This is a genomic window from Streptomyces sp. NPDC053069 (assembly GCF_044546895.1).
GTDB lineage: Bacteria > Actinomycetota > Actinomycetes > Streptomycetales > Streptomycetaceae > Streptomyces.
Genome location: NZ_JBITZN010000022.1, coordinates 109,492 through 128,897 on the forward strand (window position 1 = coordinate 109,492; position 19,406 = coordinate 128,897).

Below are 19,406 nucleotides of genomic sequence, written 5' to 3' on the forward strand. Positions count from 1 at the left end.
GCAGTCCCTCGCTGGGCGTGGCCTTTGCGGGGCGCAGCACCGAGTTCAGCAGCCGGCGCATTGTTCGGCAGGCCTCCTCAGGTGACCAAACAATGGCCAGGCTCGATCCTTCCGCGGGGTGGTGCGGGTGCCTAGCGTGGTGCTGACCTGGCGCGGGGCGACGTACAGGAGAGCGTGTGGCGGGGCGTCCTGAGGTACCGATTGATCCGGAAGCCGGTCCGGTGCAGCGTTTCGCGTTCGAGCTACGCAAACTGCGCACCGAGGCGGGCGCGATCGCCTACCGGGTGCTGGCGGAACGGGCCGGGTACTCCATCACGACTTTGTCGCAGGCGGCCGGCGGTGAGCGGTTGCCGACGCTCCCGGTGGTCCTGGCCTACGCCCGAGCCTGTGGGGGCAACCTGTCGGAGTGGGAGGCCCGGTGGAAGCAGGCTGTGGACGAGGTCGCCGCCTCGGAGCCTGCGGATGGCGAGCAGGGTGCGGAGCCGCCCTACAAGGGGTTGGCGCGGTTCGACACCGGGGACCACGGCCGGTTCTTCGGCCGCGACCAGCTCACCGGCGACCTGCTGGACCTGCTACGCCGCCAGCGGTTCGTGGCCCTGTTCGGTCCCTCCGGCAGCGGCAAGTCCTCCCTGCTGCGCGCCGGACTGATCCCTAGCCTCCGGCGCACCCAGGAAGCAGGGCTACGCCCGGCAGCGATCCGCATTCTCACGCCAGGTGAGCACCCGGCCCGCACCCACGCCCGCGTGTTGGGTCCCGCGGATGCCCCACAGGGCACCAGTGACACCGAAGCGGACACGTTCGTGGTGGTCGACCAGTTCGAGGAAGTCTTCACCCTCTGCCAGAGCCCCACCGAGCGTGCCCGGTTCATCGACCTGCTGCTGGCTGCCCGCCGGCCCGGGAGCCGATTACGGGTCGTCATCGCCGTCCGGGCCGACTTCTACAACCACTGCGCCGAACAACGCGACCTTGCCGACGCGCTGCGCGACGGCCACCTGCTCGTCGGCCCCATGAGCCCGGAAGAACTGCGCGAAGCAATCGTCAAACCCGCCACCGCGAGCGGCCTGACGGTGGAACGGGCGCTGACCGCCCGGCTGATCGAGGAAGTCACCGACGCCCCGGGCGGACTGCCACTGCTGTCGCACGTGCTGCTGGAAATCTGGCGCCGACGCCGCGGCAGCACACTCACCATGACCGGCTACGAAGCAGCCGGCGGCCTCGCCGGCGCTATCGCCAAGACCGCCGACGAGGTCTACGGCCGCTTCACCGAAGGCCAGAAAAGTGCGGCACGCCGCATGCTGCTCCGCCTGGTCATCCCCGGAGACGGCACCCCCGACACCCGGTGCCCTGTCAGCCGCGCGGAGCTGCAGGACGTCGGCGGCCAAGAGACCGCAAAGGTCCTGCAAGCCCTCACCCGTGCCCGGCTGCTCACCGCGGATGACGACACCGTCGACCTCGCCCACGAGGCCCTGCTGACCGCCTGGCCACGGCTGCGCCGCTGGATCGATCAAGATCGCGAACACCTGCGCGTACACCGCACGCTGACCGAAGCGGCACGCGCCTGGGCGGACCTGGACCGCGACCCGGGGGCGCTGTACCGCGGCACCCGCCTGGCCACCGCCCAGGACCACTTCGGCTCCGGGCCGACCGCAGACCTCACCAGCCTCGAACGCGCCTTCCTCACCGCCAGCCTCACCATGCGCGAGCAGGAGCAGCGGGCCTCCGCACGTACCACCCGCCGCCTGCGGATGCTCACCGCGACCCTGTCTGTCCTCCTGACCGTCGCCGTCACTGCCGGCCTGCTCGCGTGGCAGCAGAGCCGGACCAGCGAGCATCAGCGGCGCAATGCAGAGGCCGCTCGCCGGGTGGCACTGTCCCGGCAGCTCGCGGCTCAGTCCGCTGCCCTCATCAGCACCGATCCCGATCTTGCTGCGCTGCTGGCCGTCCAGGCCTACCGCACCAACGCCACAACCCAGGCCGAGGACAGCCTCTACGCCGCCTTCGCCCTGCCGCTGCGACACAGGCTCGCCGAATTCACCGGGTCGGTGCTCGCGGTGGCGTTCAGCCCGGACGGGCGCACCCTGGCCACTGCGGGCGACGACCGCACTCTGCGCCTGTGGGACACGCGCACCGGCCGCCTACGCAGAGGTCTTGGTGAGCGAGCGGCCGATACGGTCGCCGCCGCTTTCAGCCCGGACGGGCGCATGCTGGCCACTGCGGGCGACGACCGCACTCTGCGCCTGTGGGACACACGCACCGGCCGCCTGCAGGGGAACCTGGCCGTGAACGCCGAATCCGCGGGCCCCGAGGCCGCATCGGGCGTCGCCTCGCTGGCGTTCAGCCCCGACGGCCACAGCCTGGCCACCGCCCGCGACGACGGCACCGTGCGGCTTTGGGACACCCGCACCGGACATCTCCGAAGAAGCGTGGCCGCACACGCCCGCGGCGTGCGCGCACTGGCCTTCGGCCCGGACGGGCGCACCCTGGCCACGGCCGGCGACCACGGCCCCGTGCGGCTCTGGGACACCCACACCGGTCAGCAGCGAGGGAGCCTGGCCGAAGACTCCCATGTTGCGGTCACCGAAGCCGGATCGAGCGCTTCCGCGGTGGCGTTCAGCCCGGACGGGCGCACCCTGGCCACCGGCAGTCATGACGGCGTCATACGGTTGTGGGACACCGGCACCGGCGGCCGGCAAAGGAGGCTGCCGGGGCACGTCCACGGCGTGCGCGCGTTGGCGTTCAGCCCGGACGGTCACACCCTGGCCAGCGGCGACGATGGCGGTAGCGCGCGGCTGTGGGACATGACAGCCGGCCAGTCCCGTCCCATCCTCACCGGTCTTCCCACGACAACGGACTCCATGGTGTTCAGCCCGGACGGGCACTCACTGGCCACGGCCGGCTTCGGTGTGCAGCCAGTGCAGGTGTGGGACCTGACCTCGGGCCACCGCCGGGTGCGACTGGCCGGGCACACCAAGGAAGCCGACTCAATCGCTTTCAGCCCAGCCGGTCATTCCCTGGCCACCTCGAACAGCTTGAGCCTCGGGGCTGAAGTGTGGGACACAGACAGGGGCCGCCTGCTGAAAAACGTGGCAGACACCACCCCGGTCCACTCGATGGCCTTCAGCCCCGACGGACACACCCTGGCCACGGCCGGCCCGAACGCCGGCGTGCAGCTGTGGAACGCCGCCGACGGCCACCTGAGCAGACACCTGCCCCTCACATCAACGTGCGTCATCACCTCGATGGCGTTCAGTCCGGACGGCCGCATCCTCGCCACCGGCAGCACCGACGGCGCCGTGCACCTATGGGATACGGGCACCGGCCACAGCCTCGGCAGCCCGCTCAGGCACGCCAGTGAAGTGACCGCCGTGGTCTTCAGTCCGGACGGCCGCATCCTGGCCACCGGCGGTCTCAAAGACCGCACGGTACGGCTCTGGGACACCCGCACCGGCCACAGCCGCGGAAGCCTGCCCGGATACACCGGTCAGGCGGGAGCCGTTGCCTTCAGCCCTGACGGGCGCACCCTGGCCATCGGCAGCGATGATGGCACCGTACGGCTGTGGAATGCCGACACCGGCAGCACACTCGCCACACTCTCCGGGCACAAAGGCACCGTGCTCGCCATCGCGTTCAGCCCGGACGAACGCACCCTGACCACCGGCAGCGCCGACCGGTCGATACGGCAGTGGCACCTGGCTCTTCCCGCCCCCACCGCGGCCATCAGCGCCATCTGCCGCGCCGTCGCCCGCGACCTGACCACGCAGGAACGCGCGGCGTACCTGCCCGACCAGCAACGAACAACCACCTGTACACGATGAGCCTGCTCTTCGGTCAGGAGATTAAGGACTGCCCGGATCGGGTGAGCCATGAAGTCCAGGGCCCCTCGCCGACGACCACGTGTGGGGGTCGTCGGCGCGCTTGGCGGCTATCGCCTTGGCTTGGTCGGACCAGCGCCAGGCCTGCTGTTGCTTCCCTATGACCTGCGGCCTGCGGTTTCAATCTGACGCCGACTCAGTGCGGTGCACCCGCACAACTCGTCGCGCCATGCGCGCACTGGTGTGCCCCGGCGCGCCGCTGTTACCGGTTGCCGGTGTGCGTGGCGCGTGACGGCCGTCAGGAGTCGCCTCTACGGTCCGCGCGGGGACAGACCCCGGCATGGAAGGATGCCGAGGCGGCACGCGGGCAGCAGCCGAAGATGCGGCCTGACAAGGCGCAGCGCGAAGCGATCAAGCGGGTGCGGACGGCGAAGAAGAAGGCGGTCGGCGGGAAGCCGAACCCCGAAGAAGACGGCGGCCAAGAAGGCAGTGCTGCTACCGCGCGGCTCGGTGCGGGCCACGTACCCGGGCACCTGCCCGGCCCGCTACACGGATGAGGCAAGGGCGAGGTCGTCACAAGGGTGACGGGCGGCTGGGGACATCCCGACTGCGCGCCCCAGCAGCAGACGGCAGCCGAGCGGGAGTGCCCGGAGCAAGGCCAGGAGGCGGCAAGACTCGACGAAGTCGCTGTGCGGGACGACCTTCGCGCAGCATGCGGAGTTAGGGGAGAAGGAGAAGCGGGAGCGGGTGCGCCTGAAGGCGACCGGCCGGCTTCCTCGCGGGGAGAAGGCAAGAGGGCCCGACCGTCGGGCCCTTTCGTCATCTGACCTCAGCAGGGATGCACCGCCGACCCCCTGCGCCGGCGCATCGCGCCGGCTCAGGGGGTCTCGAAAGACTTCTCCTCCTCGCTGAGGCGGTATCAGTGTGCCGTGCGTGGTGTCCGTGCGCTCGCGTTGTGCGCCTGGGCGGTGCTGATCTGGTTGAAGATGTTGGAGTAGGCGTAGCCGGTGGGTTTGTCGTACCCGTCGACCTCCCAGAAGGACAGTTCCTGGACTCCGTTGGAGGCGGCGAAGTTCTCCAGCGCGGCCGCGTCGGCCTGGGAGAAGTTTTCGTCGTCGTCGTTCTTGCCGGCGATCGGCGTCAGGCCCATCATCTGATACGCCTGCGAGGTGGAAACGCCGTAGATATCGGCGAGCTGCTGGGCGGTTGCCTGTGCGGCCGATTCGGCGTCGGCGAGGGCGTTGTGTCCGTCGCCGAAGTCCATGGTCATGAGGTTGACGGTGCTGACGTTGACCCCGTTGTTCTTGGCGTCCTGAAGGAGTTGGGTCTGTGCGGAGGGCAGGCCGTCGGGGGCGACCGCGAGCGTGTAGCCCACCTGGACAGAGGGGTTCTGTGCCTGAAGCGCGGCGAGTGCCTGGTTGCGGCGGGTGTTGGCTGCGGTGTCGTCGAGGGTCGCGCCTTCGATGTCGAAGTCGAGCCGGGTGACGCCGTAGGTGTTGACGATGTTGGCGTAGGCGGCGGTCAGGTCGGAAACGGAGGTGCAGGTCTGAGCGAGTTCGCCGCCGGCGGCTCCGCCGAAGGAGATGATGACGTCCCCACCGTTGTCCTTGAGCGCGTTGATTTCCGAACTGAAGGCGCCGACGGGGTCACCGTTGAATTCCCATTTGGCCGTGCAGCCGTCCTGGGGGATGAGGAATGCGAGCGTGTAGTGCTTCAGACCGGTGGTGGCCATGTCGTCGGCCATGTCACCGGCTGTGCCGGCGCCGATCTGGAGGTAGGGGGCCGCGAAGTGCGCGGGCCACGTCGACGTCGCCGCCGCGGCGTTCGCCGGCTGTCCGTTACCGATCAGCATGGCGGTGGCGGTGAGCGGCAGAAGCGCGGCGAGTGCGGGTTTGGGGATGCGAGTGTTCATGGTTGCCTTGTCGGACTGGGAATCGACAGGAATGGGATCGCCGTCCGCGCAGGCTTGGGCCTGGGAGGGGCGGCGTGCTCCGGCACGGGTGTGCCTGACCCGGTGTGTGGATGCGAGGCCATGTAGGTTCGTCGGCCGCCGGCGGCGACCGAAGGCCGACGAGCCGGGCCGCTCAGGGACGGCTCAGTGGTGGACGACCGTGCACTGTCCGTCGGAGAACATCGGGGTGGTGTCGACCGGCAGGCCGGGGTCAGGATTGACGGTGATGCCGGAGTCCTGGGTGACCGAACCTTCGCAGTTGCCGAGGGCTGGCTCCGGCTGCGTGCTGGCGGGGCCCATCCACAGATCGACGTGGTACACGCCGTTTTTCCAGTCCGAACTGCACTCCGCACAGCCGTCCTCCATGATGAAGTACTTCTGGAGGTACGGGACATATATGCGGGTGCCGGGCGCGAATTCGTCGGGGTCGGTGGCGAAGGTGGCGGGGTGGTCGTAGGTGCCCAGGTCTTCGGTCGCCTCGTTGTGTATCTGGGGATAGGCGATCTGCGCGGTGCCGTAGTTGCCATTGCCGTCGTCGTTGTCGTTGTAGCCGTAGGACGTCACATGGACGTTGACGCTCTGGCTGTCGGTCGGCCGCTTTTCGTGATTCCCGGAACGCTGGACGACGGCGGAGACGGTGTGTGCTGAGGCAACAGGGGCAGCGAGGGCTGTGGCGAGTGTCACCGCTGTGACGGCGACTGGTAACTTCAGATGTGAGCGCATGGTGTCTTTCTTCTCCGATGGGGAATGCGGACGTCAGCGGGCGGACCGGTTCGGTGGGCGACCCAGCAGGGCACCCGGAAGCCGGAGCACGCGCTGAGAGATTCCGGGGCCACCGCAAGGTGCTCCCCGAAGGCGGTGATGGCACCGGCGGACAGGTGGATACGGCGGTGTGCCGAATGCCACCAGGGATTCGCCGGTCGGCTCTGGCTAGGGGATTCTTCGTGGGCCATGTCTTATCGGCATGCGAGTCCTCTCGACGGACCGGTCAGGATGAAACGGGTTGGCTGCCGGAAACCGCCGTACTGTTGTACAACATATTACTGTCGGTAACACCATTGACCGGTATGGAATTTGCGTTTCTAAGGCTTCATTACATGCTGCTTAAGGCGCAGATAAACCGATGGCTTCAGACCGTTCCGGCGTGACCGTGGGGGGTGACCGGCAAGGAGGGTCCGAGTGAGCGGTCAATTCGCCCTAGAAGCATGACGATCAGATCGCGGTACTGGCGCCAGGAGAACGCCTTCGGCCCGCCTGGGCGCCCGTGCCAGATGTGCAGCGTGAAGAAGTAGCGGGACGGACCGGTGTCCGGCGCGGTACCAGCAGACCACGCCCGTGATGTTGACCCGTCCCTGGCTACGACCGCGCACCCGCACCAGCGGCCGCTGCCCCCGCGGGGCCCAGGTGCGCCCCCGTGACGGCCTCAGCCCCTGGCCGCTTTCGTCCTCGAAGCAGATGAGGGCGCCCAGGTGGGCCGCGGTCCTTTTACCTGCGGCCACACCTCGGCCCTCCACACCGCGATTGCCTCCTCGTCGCGCTCCAGCGCCCACTGCACGGCGCAACGCGTCCGCACCGTCCTGTTCCCATGCCCGCCGCCAGTGCCGCACCGACCGCGACGTCACTCGCAGATCCTTCGCGACGGCTTGGTCTTCGCGCCACGAGCGAACCGCTCAACCGCCGGGCGCATCCGCTCCCGCTTCTCCTGCTCCCTGGGCGTCAGCCCACAGTAAGTGACTCATGTGGACCTGACAGAGCCCTCGGGGGCCTGTGCTGGGCGAGGGCTGCAATGCCCCGCTCGAGGGCCGCATGGACCGTCTTGGGCTCCTTGGCGGCTCCTCCGGCTCCGGGGTCAGCGGCGTGATGCCGATCGCCTCCAGGAGGTCGCGCTGGCCGAGTACCAGGCCTTGCCAGACGTCGTCCTGCCTCCTGAACGCCGACGACTTCGGGGCATTCCACCGGGAAGACATGAGCACCCGGGTGAGGACCGAGCCTTGCTGCCGCGTGCGGGGCTTGGCTGAGCGCCAGCTCTGGCCGTGCCGCGACGGCGCCGACAAGGACTCCGGCCGGCGGCCGGGGTACTTTGGCTCTGCGCGGTCGGGCTCCTCCCACCCTCGCTGGAGCCGGGCGGCCGCCGCGCCGTGGCTCCGGCGCCGGGCCACGGGCTCGCACCCGAGCACCTGAGTCTCGTTGTCGAGGGGGCGTGGCCGCCTACGAAGCCTCGGTCAGGGGGCGCCTGAATGCCTATGTCAATCGGCGGTGGGCGGGGGTGGCTGTCGCTTGAACGAGTGACGTGAAGCGTGCATGGGCCCGGCGGGTGGGAGGTTTCTTGCCCGTCCCTACGTCCAGCGTCTCTGCCTACCGAGAGGGAATCACCGTGCTGTCTGTCCGTCGCATCGTGGCCGTTGCAGCAGTGAGTGCACTGCTTTCCCTCGGAGCGATCGTGCCCGCCATGGCCGCCCAAGCGCCGGGCCCCGACGACATCACCGACGGTCTTCTCGAACGGCCCGTCAGCACGCTTGTGGGCTCTCCCCTCGGCCTCCCTCTCGGCATCTGAAGCCGTCGGTCGGTACGGGCCGGTAGCGCCGGTCGGCTCCCGATACCTGCTCATCAGCCCCGTCATCAACTGTGACGGTGGACGCGTATTTCCCTGGGGCTGAGAGTTGGTGGCTGGTGCTGATGAGCCGGTCGAGGAGGGACTCGGCGACGAGGAGGTCGGGGGAAGAGGGGATAGCAGTCGTTGGGCGCCCGATTGCTGGTGACGATCAGGAGTGGCCCTGGCGCTCACTGACGAGTTCGTAGAGGTCGTCGGCGTGGGCAGCGGAGAGCTGACGCACGGCGAAGTCGTCGAAAATGAGCACGTCGGGCCGTACCAACTCTTGGATCCGCCTCTCCCGGGTGCGGTCCGCGTGGTCGCCGGCGAGTTCGGCGAGGATCGGGCTCGTCTTGGCGAAGCGGACATGGGCGCCCTGCCGGATGGCGAGGTGGCTGAGCGCCTGGACGGTATGTGTCTTGCCGCCCCCCGGCCGGGCCGAACAGAATTTCGTGCTCGCCGGCGTGGAGCCAACGCAGTCCTCCGAGGCCGCGGATCTGGGGGGGAGAGCTTCGAGGAGGCGGTGATGTCGAACTCCTCCAGGGTGATCTGCTGCTCGAACTTCGCGCACTGGAGAAGTCGAGCCGCCTGGAGAGTGTTTGAGAAGTGTCTTGTTGCCGGGTATTCAACGGAGCGTGGACCTTGGCGGGCGGCAGGTCGCCTACCGCCCGGCAAAGCGCCAGGCTCGCCACCAGACGGGCGTCTTCCTCTCGAAGGCGATCTCCTCCGGAGGATAGTTACTCATGTCGGTGCGTTTCCCCTGCTCAAGCGCCGCATTGGTGGTGGCCAGGGCGCCGCTGAGCAAGACTTACACCATGGCCGCGGTGGGTCGGACGTCGACCTTGCGGCCGATCACTTTCCAGGGCACGGAGTGGAGGATGCGGCCGACCTTGATGTGGATGTCCGGGCCGACGGTGGCCGTCGACCAGCGGGCAGGGCGAACGGGGTGGGCGGAAGCGGCAGCAGCGCGGTGGCCTCGACGACACCGCACACGGCCATCGGGCCGCCCCGCCCGGCGGCCGGCACTTCCGGCGTCCGGCCACCTGCTGGCTCCAGGTGACGGCCTCAGCCTGCATGTTCTGGATCGAGGTGAACTCCCGCCCGCGCCAGAATGAGTCCCGGACATAGGGCATGGGCCGCCACACCCTGGATTGTACTTCGGCTTCGAGCCTCTCGCCGGATTTGCCAACGCGCCGAAATGAGCGGCGAGTTCGGCATACGCCCTGTTGATTTTCGGGTCGTAGAGGTCAGTCTTGTCGACGCCGGTCTTCAGGTTGTCGGGCACCAGTCGGCGCGGGACGCCGTCGAAGTAGCGGAAGGCCGCGACGTGTGCCTCGGTCCACGCGTGCTGGTCCAGGTGCAGGACCGGACGGACGAGTATGTGCAAGTTGGTCCACTGCCACAGGGGCCTGTAGTCGATCTGGGCTTCCTCGCCAGGCTCGATCTCGTTCACGGAGACGTTCCTGTCGGCCGCGTGGGCCCTACGCCTGGCCGACCGCTACCGCCCGCACCTGCCTACCACCTAGTGGCGTTGCACGCCTCAGGTGATCAGCCTGACGCCGCGCCTCGCCCTGCGGGCCCTGCCACGTCACGAGCAGGACTACGCCAGGGCCCTGGCCCGGCAGGCGGACGCCACCACCATCCGGCCTGCGCTGCCCGTCGCCGACCTCCGGTATCCCCAGCCGGGACCCGTGGGAGGATCCTGGTCCGCTTGTCCCGCTGAGCAGGACAAAGGAGCCCCTCATGGGCTTGCGGCCAGGATCCCTCAGATGGCCGGTTGAGTGTTCGATGGCCGGGCCGATCCCGGTCTGGGGGTGGAGGCCATGGGTGCTGACGAGCCGGTTGGTCAGGCCTGGCCCGACTGGGGTGGGTCCTGCCGCTCCTCCGTCTGGCGGGTAAGATGTTTCCGGGTGGCTCTTAACTGCTGTACGCGCTCCGGCAGGTCAGGGAACTCATCAAGGACGCCGAGGTCCTCGCGAAGGGCATGCCGTAGCAGCCAGACTGCCTCCGCAAGGGGAGTGGCGAACCATGTTTCCGTCTGCCTCCATATGTCCTGGCTGTCAGCGGGGTTCGGAAGCTGTTTCACCAGCTTGTAGCCGAGGCTCAGGCAGTGGTTGACTTCGGAGGCGACCTGTAAGGTGCGGCCGGGTAGCACCATCTGGGCTTGTGCGTACTGATCCCGGTAGGAGCCACGTGCAGACTCCAGGGCCGAGCCGTCTGCGTTCTCGCCGCGCTTGAGAGCCAGGATGTAGTCGTAGGCGGCCGTCCGGTAGGCGCGGGCGGATGAGTTGAGTGCCGCGTACAGGTCCCGCTTGCGCTGCAAGTTGCTCTCGTCGCGGTCTTGCTGGCGTTGGCGCTCTGCTCGCGCACCTTCCTCCGCCAATTCGCGGCGCCGGGACCACTGGCTGAGCAGCGGGGCGCCCATGGTGCCGGCTACACCGACGGCGGCTACCACCACTGCTGTCAGATCGGCGCTTGCCATGTGGTCCTTCCTGCTGAGTCCAGGACCGCTGCACCATCGCATGCATCAGCACCTGGATGAGGCGATAGACAGGCTGCCCGCTTGAGGCTCGATTGGCCAAGAGTCTGGCCGCGCTTCCGTGAAGCCTCAGAGTGGTGGCTCCGACCGGGTCCACTGCCGAGCGTAGCCATCATGGAAGCGCGGCCGGGGCCCTTCAGTTGGGCAGTGAGTCTGCCAGTTGTGGATGCCCGTGCTGCTGAGGGATGGCAGGTTGTCGGTGCCGGTCCACGGCGTTGATCGGCGGGCAGGGTGTCACTTGCCGTGCAGGGTGAGTGCCAACTTGCCTGTGACGCGGCCGTCGAGGGGGTGTCGGACGGCTGCGGCAGTCTCGGTGAGCGGGTAGACGCGGCCTACTACAGGGCTGAGCGTGCCCGCGTCGATGAGAGCGGTCAGCTCGCGCAGCCCATCGGCGTGCTCGGAGGCGATGAAGGTGCCCAGGTGCTGGCCGGTGAACGGGGACAGCATCTGTGCCTACCTGTCCGAGATCGCGACCGCTCATGTCATGCGTCCCGGGTACGCCTACGGCGACGAGTTCGAATTCGGACTGCACCTCATCCTTGACGGCCTCCAGCAAGCGGCGGGCTGACGAGCCGGCGGCGTGCCCGCCGCACAATTCCGGTGCGCTGTCTTGTCGAATTGGTGAGGCAGACGAGCCCCAGAGAGCCGGCGCACCATGAGCACCCCTCAGGAGCCAGGACACAGCCAGCCGTCCCCAAGCCTGAGAGCGATCACGCGGTGGCCAACTGCCACCCTGGCATGGCCAGTCGGAGCGCGCCGTCACACGCGCCCGGCGCGCGGCGACCCGAGCTTTCCGTCACCTTTCCGGTGATGATGGCGAGGCTCGTGTGAGTACCCCCTGTTGCCCCATCCCACCGCCGTCTGCGCGTCCCCGCACCGGGTGTGGCCGCGCCCCGTCAGCCGGTCGACTGGGCGAAGGCCAGCCGCCACTCGGTCTGCAGGCGTGCTGCCGGCCCGCCGTCACCGGGCCCGCGGCCGCGTTCGAGGCAGCCCGGCTGCAGCAGCACCTCGAACGCGACCGCGAGGACCTGGCCGACGATCCGCGGGCCCCGCCGAGATCCGCGTGCCGTGGGTGGGGGATGAGGCAGCAGGCCAGTTCGAGGAACGCTTCGTGGATACCGGTCCGCCGTTCGCAGCCCATACGCAGCCTTCGGGGCCGTGGCACCAGGCGAAGGTCCTCCCGCTCACCCACCAGTGTGCTGGTCAGCGGTTTGCTGCGCGGCCGGGTCGGCGCTGGCTGGTGGGGGCGGGTTGGCGCCGGTCCAGTACAGGGCGGTGTCGATGTCGCGTGCGGTCCAGCCGTCGGCCCGTGCTGCGCCATGCTTGAGGAGGTCGTCGAGGAGTTGCATGTAGCGGCCGTAGCGTCCCGGTGTGGGGGTGAGGGTGAGGCCGACGGTGTCGAGTGCCTGTTGGACGCGGCGGTCGTAGACGGCCATCCGTTCGGGTGCCGCTGCGGTCAGGATGGCTGAGGCGAGGGCGTCGCCGGTGCGGAAGCCGGGCAGCTCGGCGATGATGCCGCGTCCTGTGCGGGCGGCGTGGCTGCGGGTGAAGCCGGTGTCGCGGACGGCGGTGACGGCCCGTTCGGTGACCGAGCGTACGTGGGTGTCGGGCAGGGACATGAGCGCTGATACCCAACGAGTTCGGGCGGAGAGGCGTTTCCAGACGACGAGGGCTGCGATGTCCGTCTTGCCAAGGCTGCCGGCGTTCTCGGTTCGCTGCGCGACCTCGTGGAAGACCTCGTCGTAGTGGTCTGAGACTCCGGCCAGGTAGTCGGCGCGGGCGGGGACCAGGATGTCCCACACCCGGCCGCAGAGGGCGGCGAAGTTCTTGCCGGTCGACGTTTCCGTGGTCGTGTTCACGGCTGCATCATGCCGGTCCGGCCGGTTGGCGGGTGCGGGAGCGCCCGTGCTCCTTGGCGTAGGTGGTCGAGCTGGATGAATTCCAGTGAGGTTTTGGTGATGTGTTCGGTGCCATCGCAGATGGCGGTGATGGCTGCCTGGCAGATGAGGCGGGCGAGGCTCCCGACGCGGCCGGCGATGCGCTGGGTGTAGGTGGGTGGCATGGCGGGGGAGGGCGCCGGGGCGGTGTGCGGTGAGGTCGAGGGCGGAACAGGGCTGTGGCGGCGACGTCGATGCCGGTGTGGACGAAGGTCGCTTGGATGCGTTTGGTGAGGTCTTTGAGCAGGTCGGCTGCTTCGGCACCGGTGGTGGTGCGGGGGATGGCTGCTAACTCTGGACGGCCACCGCCAAAACCCTCGCCACCGAATTCGCCCGCTACCTCGGCATTCCCGGCACCACCCGCATGACCCAGACTCAGATCGCCAGCGCCGTCTGCCACACCTGCACCGCTGCCGGCGTCCACCCGGTCCTCAACGACGAAATCCACTACCCCCACACCCGCGTGCGGGACGGTCCCGTCTTCGCCAGCAGCAGGGCGGCGGCGACGGCCCTGGTGCCGGCCGGGCGCAGGGCCGCGGCGAAGACGGCGCGGGTGGCGATGCCGACGGCGATTGTGCGTTCGGGCCAGCCGGTGGTGCCGTTGTCGAAGGCGGCCAGGACGTCCCGATGGGCGCTATGGACCTGTACCTGCTCGCCCGGGCGCAGTGCCACGGTCGGGGTCGGAGATGCTCACGAGGTACCCGATGAGCCGTCGTTCGACGCCGTGGCCGCACCCCACTGCCACGGTGATGCTCACTACCTGGGGTGATGGCTCGACTTATGGTTTGACCCGCGCAGTTCGGTTCTCCGCCCCTCGCACCGGCCACCGGAGCACCAGTCCGGAGACGCCGAGCGGGAACCCCGTCGGCTGATGCCCGGCCCGGCCGGCATTGCGATGCCGAGCCGCGCTGGAGGTGGGCGGAGATCCACAGACGATGGTGGTCTTGTCGTAGCCCGAACCCGTCACCATCACCGTCCCGCCCGGGCTGCGCTTCCTGGAGGACACCGCTGCCCTCATTCGCCAAGCGGACGAGCCCGCCGAACGCATCGTCTCCGGCAAGCGAAGCCCGGACCAACGCACCATGACCCTGCCGAACGTGCCGTTCGAACTCGCCCCCGGCACCTGGGCCGTGATCTTCGCCGCACTGGAAGTCGCCCCGGAGGCCGTTCCGGGGTGTACCCCGTGCTCTTCGAGGTGGGCAGCCCAGTCATCATCGAGGCATCCAGCAACGTCACGGTCGGCAACGCCCAACCTGCGTGTTTCGCGCCGGGCAGCGGTATGGACGGCTGGTCAGTCCTTGCGCAGCACCCACTTGTAGTCGTAGATGCTCAAAGGCAAGCCGTTCGTGTCGCTGAACTCGCGTGCCGCGCGCATCACCCCCGGCCAGTTGTTGCTGAAGTCGTCGCCGATCATGACCCCGCCTTCACGGACGAGCGGCCAGTAGTGCTCCATGTCGGTGAGAACGTCTGGGTACTCGTGTCCGGCGTCGATGTAGGCGAGATCGCACCGGATGCTGTAATGGGCCAGGATCTTTGCGGCTTGGGTACTCGTGCACGCAAACGGGGTGATGACGTCTTCCAGGCCGTCGTGCAGGACGTTGAACAGGAACTGGTAGTAGAGCTGCGGGTGGCCGAACTCCAGGTTCAACTCGGACTTCCCCCGCTGTGTGATCCAGTGCTCCATGCTGCCGAGGAAGCTGTCGACGCAGACGATCTCGCAGTCCACTCCGAGACGCTGCACCAGTTTGCCCATGTGCAGGGCGGACGCACCCTTCCACGTGCCGACCTCTACGATCAGACCAGGGGCGAGTCGTTCGATCTCCTGGGCGAAGACCGGATGGTCCGACCCCCATCCTTGCGGGTCGTAGGACATTCCTTTTCCGTCGAAACCTGCATAGGGAGAGGTGTTGTGCAACAAGGTTTGGACGTTCTTGGTCATCAGGACTCCTTGGCGATCGGGTCTGCGACTCTGCGAAGCCGTGTTGCAGTCTGCTGATCTGTGACGTGTGGGCGGGCGGCCTTCGGCCTTGTCGGCGGCGCTCGTGATGTCGACCGGACGGGGGCGGCGCCCCAGTGCGCCGCCCCCTTTTTGACACCTCGGCCGGTCAGTTCTTGCGTGTGATGGTGACGGGGTTTTGTGCGGTGGCGAAGGCGGGTTGGCCGAGCTGGATGCCGACGAGTGCAAGTCCGGCCGGTGCTGTGGCCTCGACTTCCATGGCCGGGTAGATGGATACCCAGGCGTCCTTGCCGGGCCGGCTGGGTACCAGGTCCAACGGCACGGCCGGGCAGGTCAGGGTGCGGCGGTCGGCTGAGAGCACTCCGAGGGCGACGGGTTCGTGGCTCTCGTCCTCCGAGCGGGTGAAAGCGACCCGGTCCTCCATGAACAGCAGTCCCTCGGGGGCGGTGAAGACCACCTTGATGGTGCCGATGGTGCGCTGGCCGGTGTTGCGGATGACGAAGGCCGGATAGAGCCAGCGCTCCTGGCCCGCGGTCGCCGTCAGGGCGTGGGTCTTGACGGTGGCCCGCAGTCCCGTGTCGATGCTGGCCGGCGCCTTGTACCGGTAGTAGACGCTGCCGAGCTGGAAGGCGTCCTCCAGCTTGGCCTCGTCCCAGCGCAGGCTGCTGGGCGAGCCGTCGGGGTCGGCGGACTGCGGCCAGACCAGGAAACGGTAGTAGCCCGGCTTGTCACCGAGCTGGCGCAGGTCGATCGCGGGCAGGGTGACCTTGCGCCCGGTGCCGCTGTCCTTGTGCCCCTCGGCCTTCTGCAGCTGGGGGGTCGGGGTGTAATGCGAGGGCGTTCCGTCCTCGTGGACGAGCTGGTAGTAGACGTGGTCGCTGTTGCTGCTCGGCACGCCCTTCTCGCCCTGGCGCAGGTTGACCAAGTCGATGATGAACTTGTCCCCGGGGATACGGCCGCTGTCCGAGACATAGCCGAATCCGGCCTGGCTGTTGGGGGTGCCGCCCCAGTTGTTGTCGTAGGGCAGCCGGACGAAGGGCCGGCCGACCTTCTCGGGGTCGCTGCGCTGCCAGGCGCTGGCGAGTACCTCGATCTCCGGGGTGGCCGTGCGGACGTCGCCGTTGTCGAGGGTGACGTCGACGCGGATCTGATACTTGCGGCTGTAGGCGGGGCGGGGGTCCGCGTCGACGTCGAGGTCGCCGCGCAGGGTGAAGGTGATCAGGTCGGCGTCGTCGAGGAAGGTGAGGTCGATGACCTCGTACTCCTGATCGATGCCGCCCCTGCCGCGCTTGACCTCCGTCGCGGCGAGTTCGGCCTTCCCGTTGCCGGTGTAGGAGTACTTGATCTCCTTGATCTTCACCCCGACGGGCACACGCACGCGGCCGTCGTAGCGGAACTCGCTGTCCCAGACGGCGAAGCGGTTGGCGTAGCCCAGGGTCCGGATGCCGGTGACCTCAGGGTCGAGCGGTGCGCAGCCCTGGGGAGTTGCAGGAGCGTTCATGAGTGTTCTCTGATTCCTTCCGGGAGCGGGGGTCGGCGGTGCGGCGCGAGGGTCGCCCTCACGAAGGCCCGCACCGTTGGAGCGACGGGGTCATCGACTCGGGCGTCGGCGGCCCATCTGCCTTGCGGAGTGCCGGCCGTTGTCGGCGACCGCGGTGACGGTGGCGGTCGGCGCTGCGGGGATGGCTCTTTTGAGTGGTGCTTGGGCGCGCTGGATCGCGTCTTTGCGGCGTTATGCCTGGATGGTGACGGTGGCTTGCCAAGTCGCGAAGGCCGGGTTGCCGATGCGGATGCCGACGCGTACGGCGCCGGCCGGGGCGCCGGTTTCGACTTCCATCTCGGGGTAGACGACGGCCCACTTGCCCGGGTCCAGGTCGAGGGCGGCGCCTCGGAGTGTCAGGGTGCGGTTGCCGTCGGAGCGTTGGCCGGCCAGTTCGGTCTCGTCGGTGTGCCCTTCCCGGGACATCATCACTCGGTTCTCGGTGAACCAGAGGCCTTCGGGGGCGGTGAGGACGATGTCCTGGGGACCGATCCGGGTGCGTCCGGTGCTGGTGAGGGTGAGCACGAGGGGGTAAGCCCGGGGCCGCCGTCGGAGGCAAAGCCGGCCTGGCCGTTGCCGGCGACGGTGGTGATGATCCCGTCGGGCGTCACCTTCCGCACCCGATTGTTGGAGCGGTCGACGATGTGGAGATTCCCCTCCCTGTCCACCGTCAGGCCCCGTGGTTGGTTGAGTTTGGTCCCGGACGCTGAGCCCCCGTCCGCGACGAAGCCCGCCTCACCGTTGCCCACCGCCGTGATCATTGTGCCGTTCGCGTAGGTCGCTGGGGCAACGGCTTTGCTGGATGTCATCGTTGTTCCTCCTGTGGTGGTGCGGGGCGCGGCGCCGGCCGGTGTTCCGGTGCGGGCGGGCGCGCCCTGGCTCTTGGGGCAGCGCTGGGGCTGTGCGCCCGAGGCGCGGCGTGTGAACGGGATGCCACTGTGCGGGAGGTGACCGCTGGGGTGCGGCGGCGGCCGGGGCAGCAGGGTCTGGGGGCCACCACCCGGGAGGCGCTCTCGGGTACGCCTGATTCGGGGTGGCGCCTCGGGCGGCTTTCGCGGTATGAACCGCAGAGGCTCGGGCCCTCTCCGTCCAGGGAGAGGGCCTGGCCTCTTTTGGGTGGATGTTGCCCCGCGCCGAGCTGGGTCGCGGCGTTATGCCTCGATGGTGACGGTGGCGTTTCCGCTGGCGAAGGGCGGGACCCCGATGCGGATGCCGACGCGTACGGCGCCGGTCGCGGCGTCGGCCTGGACTTCCATTTCGGGGTAGACGACAGCCCACTTGCCGGGGTCCAGGTCGAGGGCGGCGTCCCGGATGGTCAGAGTCCGGTTGCCGTTGGAGCGTTGACCGGCAAGTTCGGTCTCGTACGTCGCCCCTTCGCGGGACATCATCACCCGGTTCTCGGTGAACCAGAGGCCTTCGGGGGCGGTGAGGACGATGTCCGCAGGGCCGATTCGTGTGCGCCCGGTGTTGGTCAAGGTGAGCACGACCGGGTAGACCCATTGCTGGCCGGGCTTCACCCGCGCCTTCTCCAGCTGGGTCTGGACGATACGGACGCTGTGTCCGGCATCGGCGCCGGTGACCTTGGCCAGGATCTGCACGGGGGGCCGCTGGCCGATGCTGGCCGAGCCGTCGCTGGCGAGGCCGGCGGTGGCGTCAGGCTGGGCGCGCAGGCCGATGCTGTAGATAAGGGTGCCGGCGTCGGTGTGGGTGGTGTTCAGGTGCGGGTTGTCGCGGATGATCAGGGTGCGGCCGGAGTCGTAGATCTCGTGCTGCAGGTCGCCGGTGATGGCGCCCTGGACGGTGTCGGGGTAGGTGTAGGTGGGCCGGCCGCTGAAAGTGAAGCCGGTGGGGGCGGTGAAGCGCTGGGTGATGATGCCGGGGTTCACCGGCTGGCCGACGGGTGAGACGTAGCGCAGCAGGACACGGGCGGACTGGCCGGGAGCGGCCTCGGGGATGTTCTCCTGGTAGACGGTCAGGGCGCGCTCGTCTGCCATCGGTTCGGGGACGACGACGGTGACGGGCAGGGTGAAGCTGTTGTCCTTGAGGTTGAGGTCGCCGCCGTACTGGATCTCCAGCGTGGACTCGTACGTGCCCGGTTTGGTGGTGTCGGCGGCGCGGACGCGGAACACGCCGTCCAGTGAGCCCTTGTTGGGGATCAGTTCGGCGCCGGGGAAGGTGCGGGTCAGGCGCCGTCCGTTGTTTTCCTGGGTGCTCTCCAGACCGTCGGCCAGGGTGAGGACCACGGTGATGTGTTCTCCGCCGGCGATGGCGGGGCCGCGGTTGTGGACACGGGCGCCCAGGTCGAATTCCTGGCGACGGGGGACCGTGACCGGGAGGATGACTTCGCCGTACAGGTCGGCGATGGGAGGGGGCGGCGGGGTCACGGTCGCCGCTGCGAACACCTTCCGCACGCGGTGGTTCGCACCGTCACCGATGTACAGGTCGCCGGAGGGGGAAACGGCCACTCCGTAGGGGTAGTAGAGCCGTTCGCCCACCGCCGGTCCTCCGTCGGCGACATACCCGGCGACGCCGGTACCCGCGGAGGTGGTGATGATGCCGCTGGGCGTCACCTTGCGGACACGGTGGTTGTGGCCGTCGCCGATGTAGAGGTTCCCCGACCCGTCCACCGCCACGGCTGAGGGGTAGTGCAAAGACGTTGCGACGGCGGGGCCGCCGTCGGCGACGTACCCGGCGACGCCGTTGCCTGCGACGGTGGTGATGATGCCGTGGGGTGACACCTTACGGACCCGGTGGTTGTAGCGGTCGCCGATGTAGAGGTTGCCGTCCTGGTCCACCGCCACTCCCCAGGGGTAGTGGAGTTTGGTGGCGACGGCGGGGCCGCCGTCGGAGACGAAGCCGGCCTGGCCGTTGCCTGCGACGGTGGTGATGATGCCGTTGGGTGTCACCTTGCGCACCCGGTGGTTGGAGTAATCGGCGATGTAGAGGTTTCCCTCCCTGTCCACTGCCACGCCGATCGGCGCGTTGAGTTTGGTGGCGACGGCGGGGCCGCCGTCGGAGACGAAGCCGGCCTGGCCGTTGCCTGCGACGGTGGTGATGATGCCGTTGGGTGTCACCTTGCG

17 protein-coding genes are annotated in these 19,406 nt (G+C 68.6%); 2 read left to right on the forward strand and 15 right to left on the reverse strand.

Annotation, left to right across the window (positions count from 1 at the left end; all coding sequences use genetic code 11):
• The first annotated feature begins 221 nt into the window (after positions 1-221).
• On the forward strand, positions 222-3,815 hold the full coding sequence (locus ACIGXP_RS36945) for a hypothetical protein (protein WP_399775947.1): 3,594 nt from the start codon (positions 222-224) through the stop codon (positions 3,813-3,815).
• 916 nt (positions 3,816-4,731) lie between these two features.
• Here ACIGXP_RS36945 and ACIGXP_RS36950 read toward each other — a convergent pair.
• The 7 genes from ACIGXP_RS36950 to ACIGXP_RS36980 form a co-directional block, all read right to left on the reverse strand.
• Entirely contained in the window at positions 4,732-5,724 is a 993-nt protein-coding gene (locus ACIGXP_RS36950; protein ID WP_399775949.1) for a glycosyl hydrolase family 18 protein, read from the reverse strand.
• Positions 5,725-5,907: 183 nt separating this feature from the next.
• Complete coding sequence (locus tag ACIGXP_RS36955) at positions 5,908-6,486, reverse strand: hypothetical protein (RefSeq protein WP_399775951.1); 579 nt, start codon at positions 6,484-6,486, stop codon at positions 5,908-5,910.
• Between the two features lie 464 nt (positions 6,487-6,950).
• A complete protein-coding gene (locus ACIGXP_RS36960; RefSeq protein ID WP_399775953.1) occupies positions 6,951-7,385 on the reverse strand; it encodes a hypothetical protein in 435 nt (144 codons plus the stop codon).
• A 1,140-nt stretch (positions 7,386-8,525) separates the two neighbouring features.
• The gene (locus ACIGXP_RS36965) at positions 8,526-8,924 is read right to left on the reverse strand and encodes an ATP-binding protein (RefSeq protein WP_399775955.1); all 399 of its coding nucleotides are present in this window, start codon (positions 8,922-8,924) and stop codon (positions 8,526-8,528) included.
• A 237-nt stretch (positions 8,925-9,161) separates the two neighbouring features.
• The gene (locus ACIGXP_RS36970) at positions 9,162-9,806 is read right to left on the reverse strand and encodes a Mu transposase domain-containing protein (protein ID WP_399775957.1); all 645 of its coding nucleotides are present in this window, start codon (positions 9,804-9,806) and stop codon (positions 9,162-9,164) included.
• A 393-nt stretch (positions 9,807-10,199) separates the two neighbouring features.
• Entirely contained in the window at positions 10,200-10,835 is a 636-nt protein-coding gene (locus ACIGXP_RS36975) for a hypothetical protein (protein WP_399775960.1), read from the reverse strand.
• A gap of 291 nt (positions 10,836-11,126) precedes the next feature.
• Positions 11,127-11,339 (reverse strand): zinc-binding dehydrogenase, encoded by a 213-nt coding sequence (locus ACIGXP_RS36980; protein WP_399775962.1) that lies wholly within the window; start codon positions 11,337-11,339, stop codon positions 11,127-11,129.
• Between ACIGXP_RS36980 and ACIGXP_RS36985 the strand changes: the two genes are divergently transcribed.
• A complete protein-coding gene (locus ACIGXP_RS36985) occupies positions 11,323-11,460 on the forward strand; it encodes a hypothetical protein (protein ID WP_399775964.1) in 138 nt (45 codons plus the stop codon). The genes ACIGXP_RS36980 and ACIGXP_RS36985 overlap by 17 nt on opposite strands.
• Positions 11,461-12,076: 616 nt before the next feature.
• On the opposite strand, the gene ACIGXP_RS36990 is transcribed toward ACIGXP_RS36985, so the two are convergent.
• From ACIGXP_RS36990 to ACIGXP_RS37025, 8 genes are all read right to left on the reverse strand, one after another.
• The gene (locus tag ACIGXP_RS36990) at positions 12,077-12,751 is read right to left on the reverse strand and encodes a hypothetical protein (RefSeq protein ID WP_399775966.1); all 675 of its coding nucleotides are present in this window, start codon (positions 12,749-12,751) and stop codon (positions 12,077-12,079) included.
• Positions 12,748-12,954 carry a hypothetical protein gene (locus tag ACIGXP_RS36995; protein WP_399775968.1) on the reverse strand — a complete coding sequence of 69 codons (207 nt, stop codon included), beginning with the start codon at positions 12,952-12,954 and terminating at the stop codon, positions 12,748-12,750. The genes ACIGXP_RS36990 and ACIGXP_RS36995 overlap by 4 nt, the downstream gene beginning before the upstream one ends.
• A 322-nt stretch (positions 12,955-13,276) precedes the next feature.
• Complete coding sequence (locus ACIGXP_RS37000; RefSeq protein ID WP_399775970.1) at positions 13,277-13,501, reverse strand: hypothetical protein; 225 nt, start codon at positions 13,499-13,501, stop codon at positions 13,277-13,279.
• A 619-nt stretch (positions 13,502-14,120) separates the two neighbouring features.
• Positions 14,121-14,768: a class I SAM-dependent methyltransferase gene (locus ACIGXP_RS37005; protein ID WP_399775972.1), complete on the reverse strand. Its 648-nt coding sequence runs from the start codon at positions 14,766-14,768 to the stop codon at positions 14,121-14,123.
• A gap of 166 nt (positions 14,769-14,934) precedes the next feature.
• Entirely contained in the window at positions 14,935-16,287 is a 1,353-nt protein-coding gene (locus tag ACIGXP_RS37010; protein WP_399775974.1) for a hypothetical protein, read from the reverse strand.
• Positions 16,288-16,518: 231 nt separating this feature from the next.
• A complete protein-coding gene (locus ACIGXP_RS37015; RefSeq protein WP_399776031.1) occupies positions 16,519-16,851 on the reverse strand; it encodes a hypothetical protein in 333 nt (110 codons plus the stop codon).
• Entirely contained in the window at positions 16,755-17,135 is a 381-nt protein-coding gene (locus ACIGXP_RS37020) for a hypothetical protein (protein WP_399775975.1), read from the reverse strand. Before ACIGXP_RS37020 ends, ACIGXP_RS37015 begins: the two co-directional genes overlap by 97 nt.
• 342 nt (positions 17,136-17,477) lie before the next feature.
• Positions 17,478-19,406: NHL repeat-containing protein (locus ACIGXP_RS37025; protein ID WP_399775977.1), on the reverse strand; the 1,929-nt coding region annotated here is incomplete at its 5' end.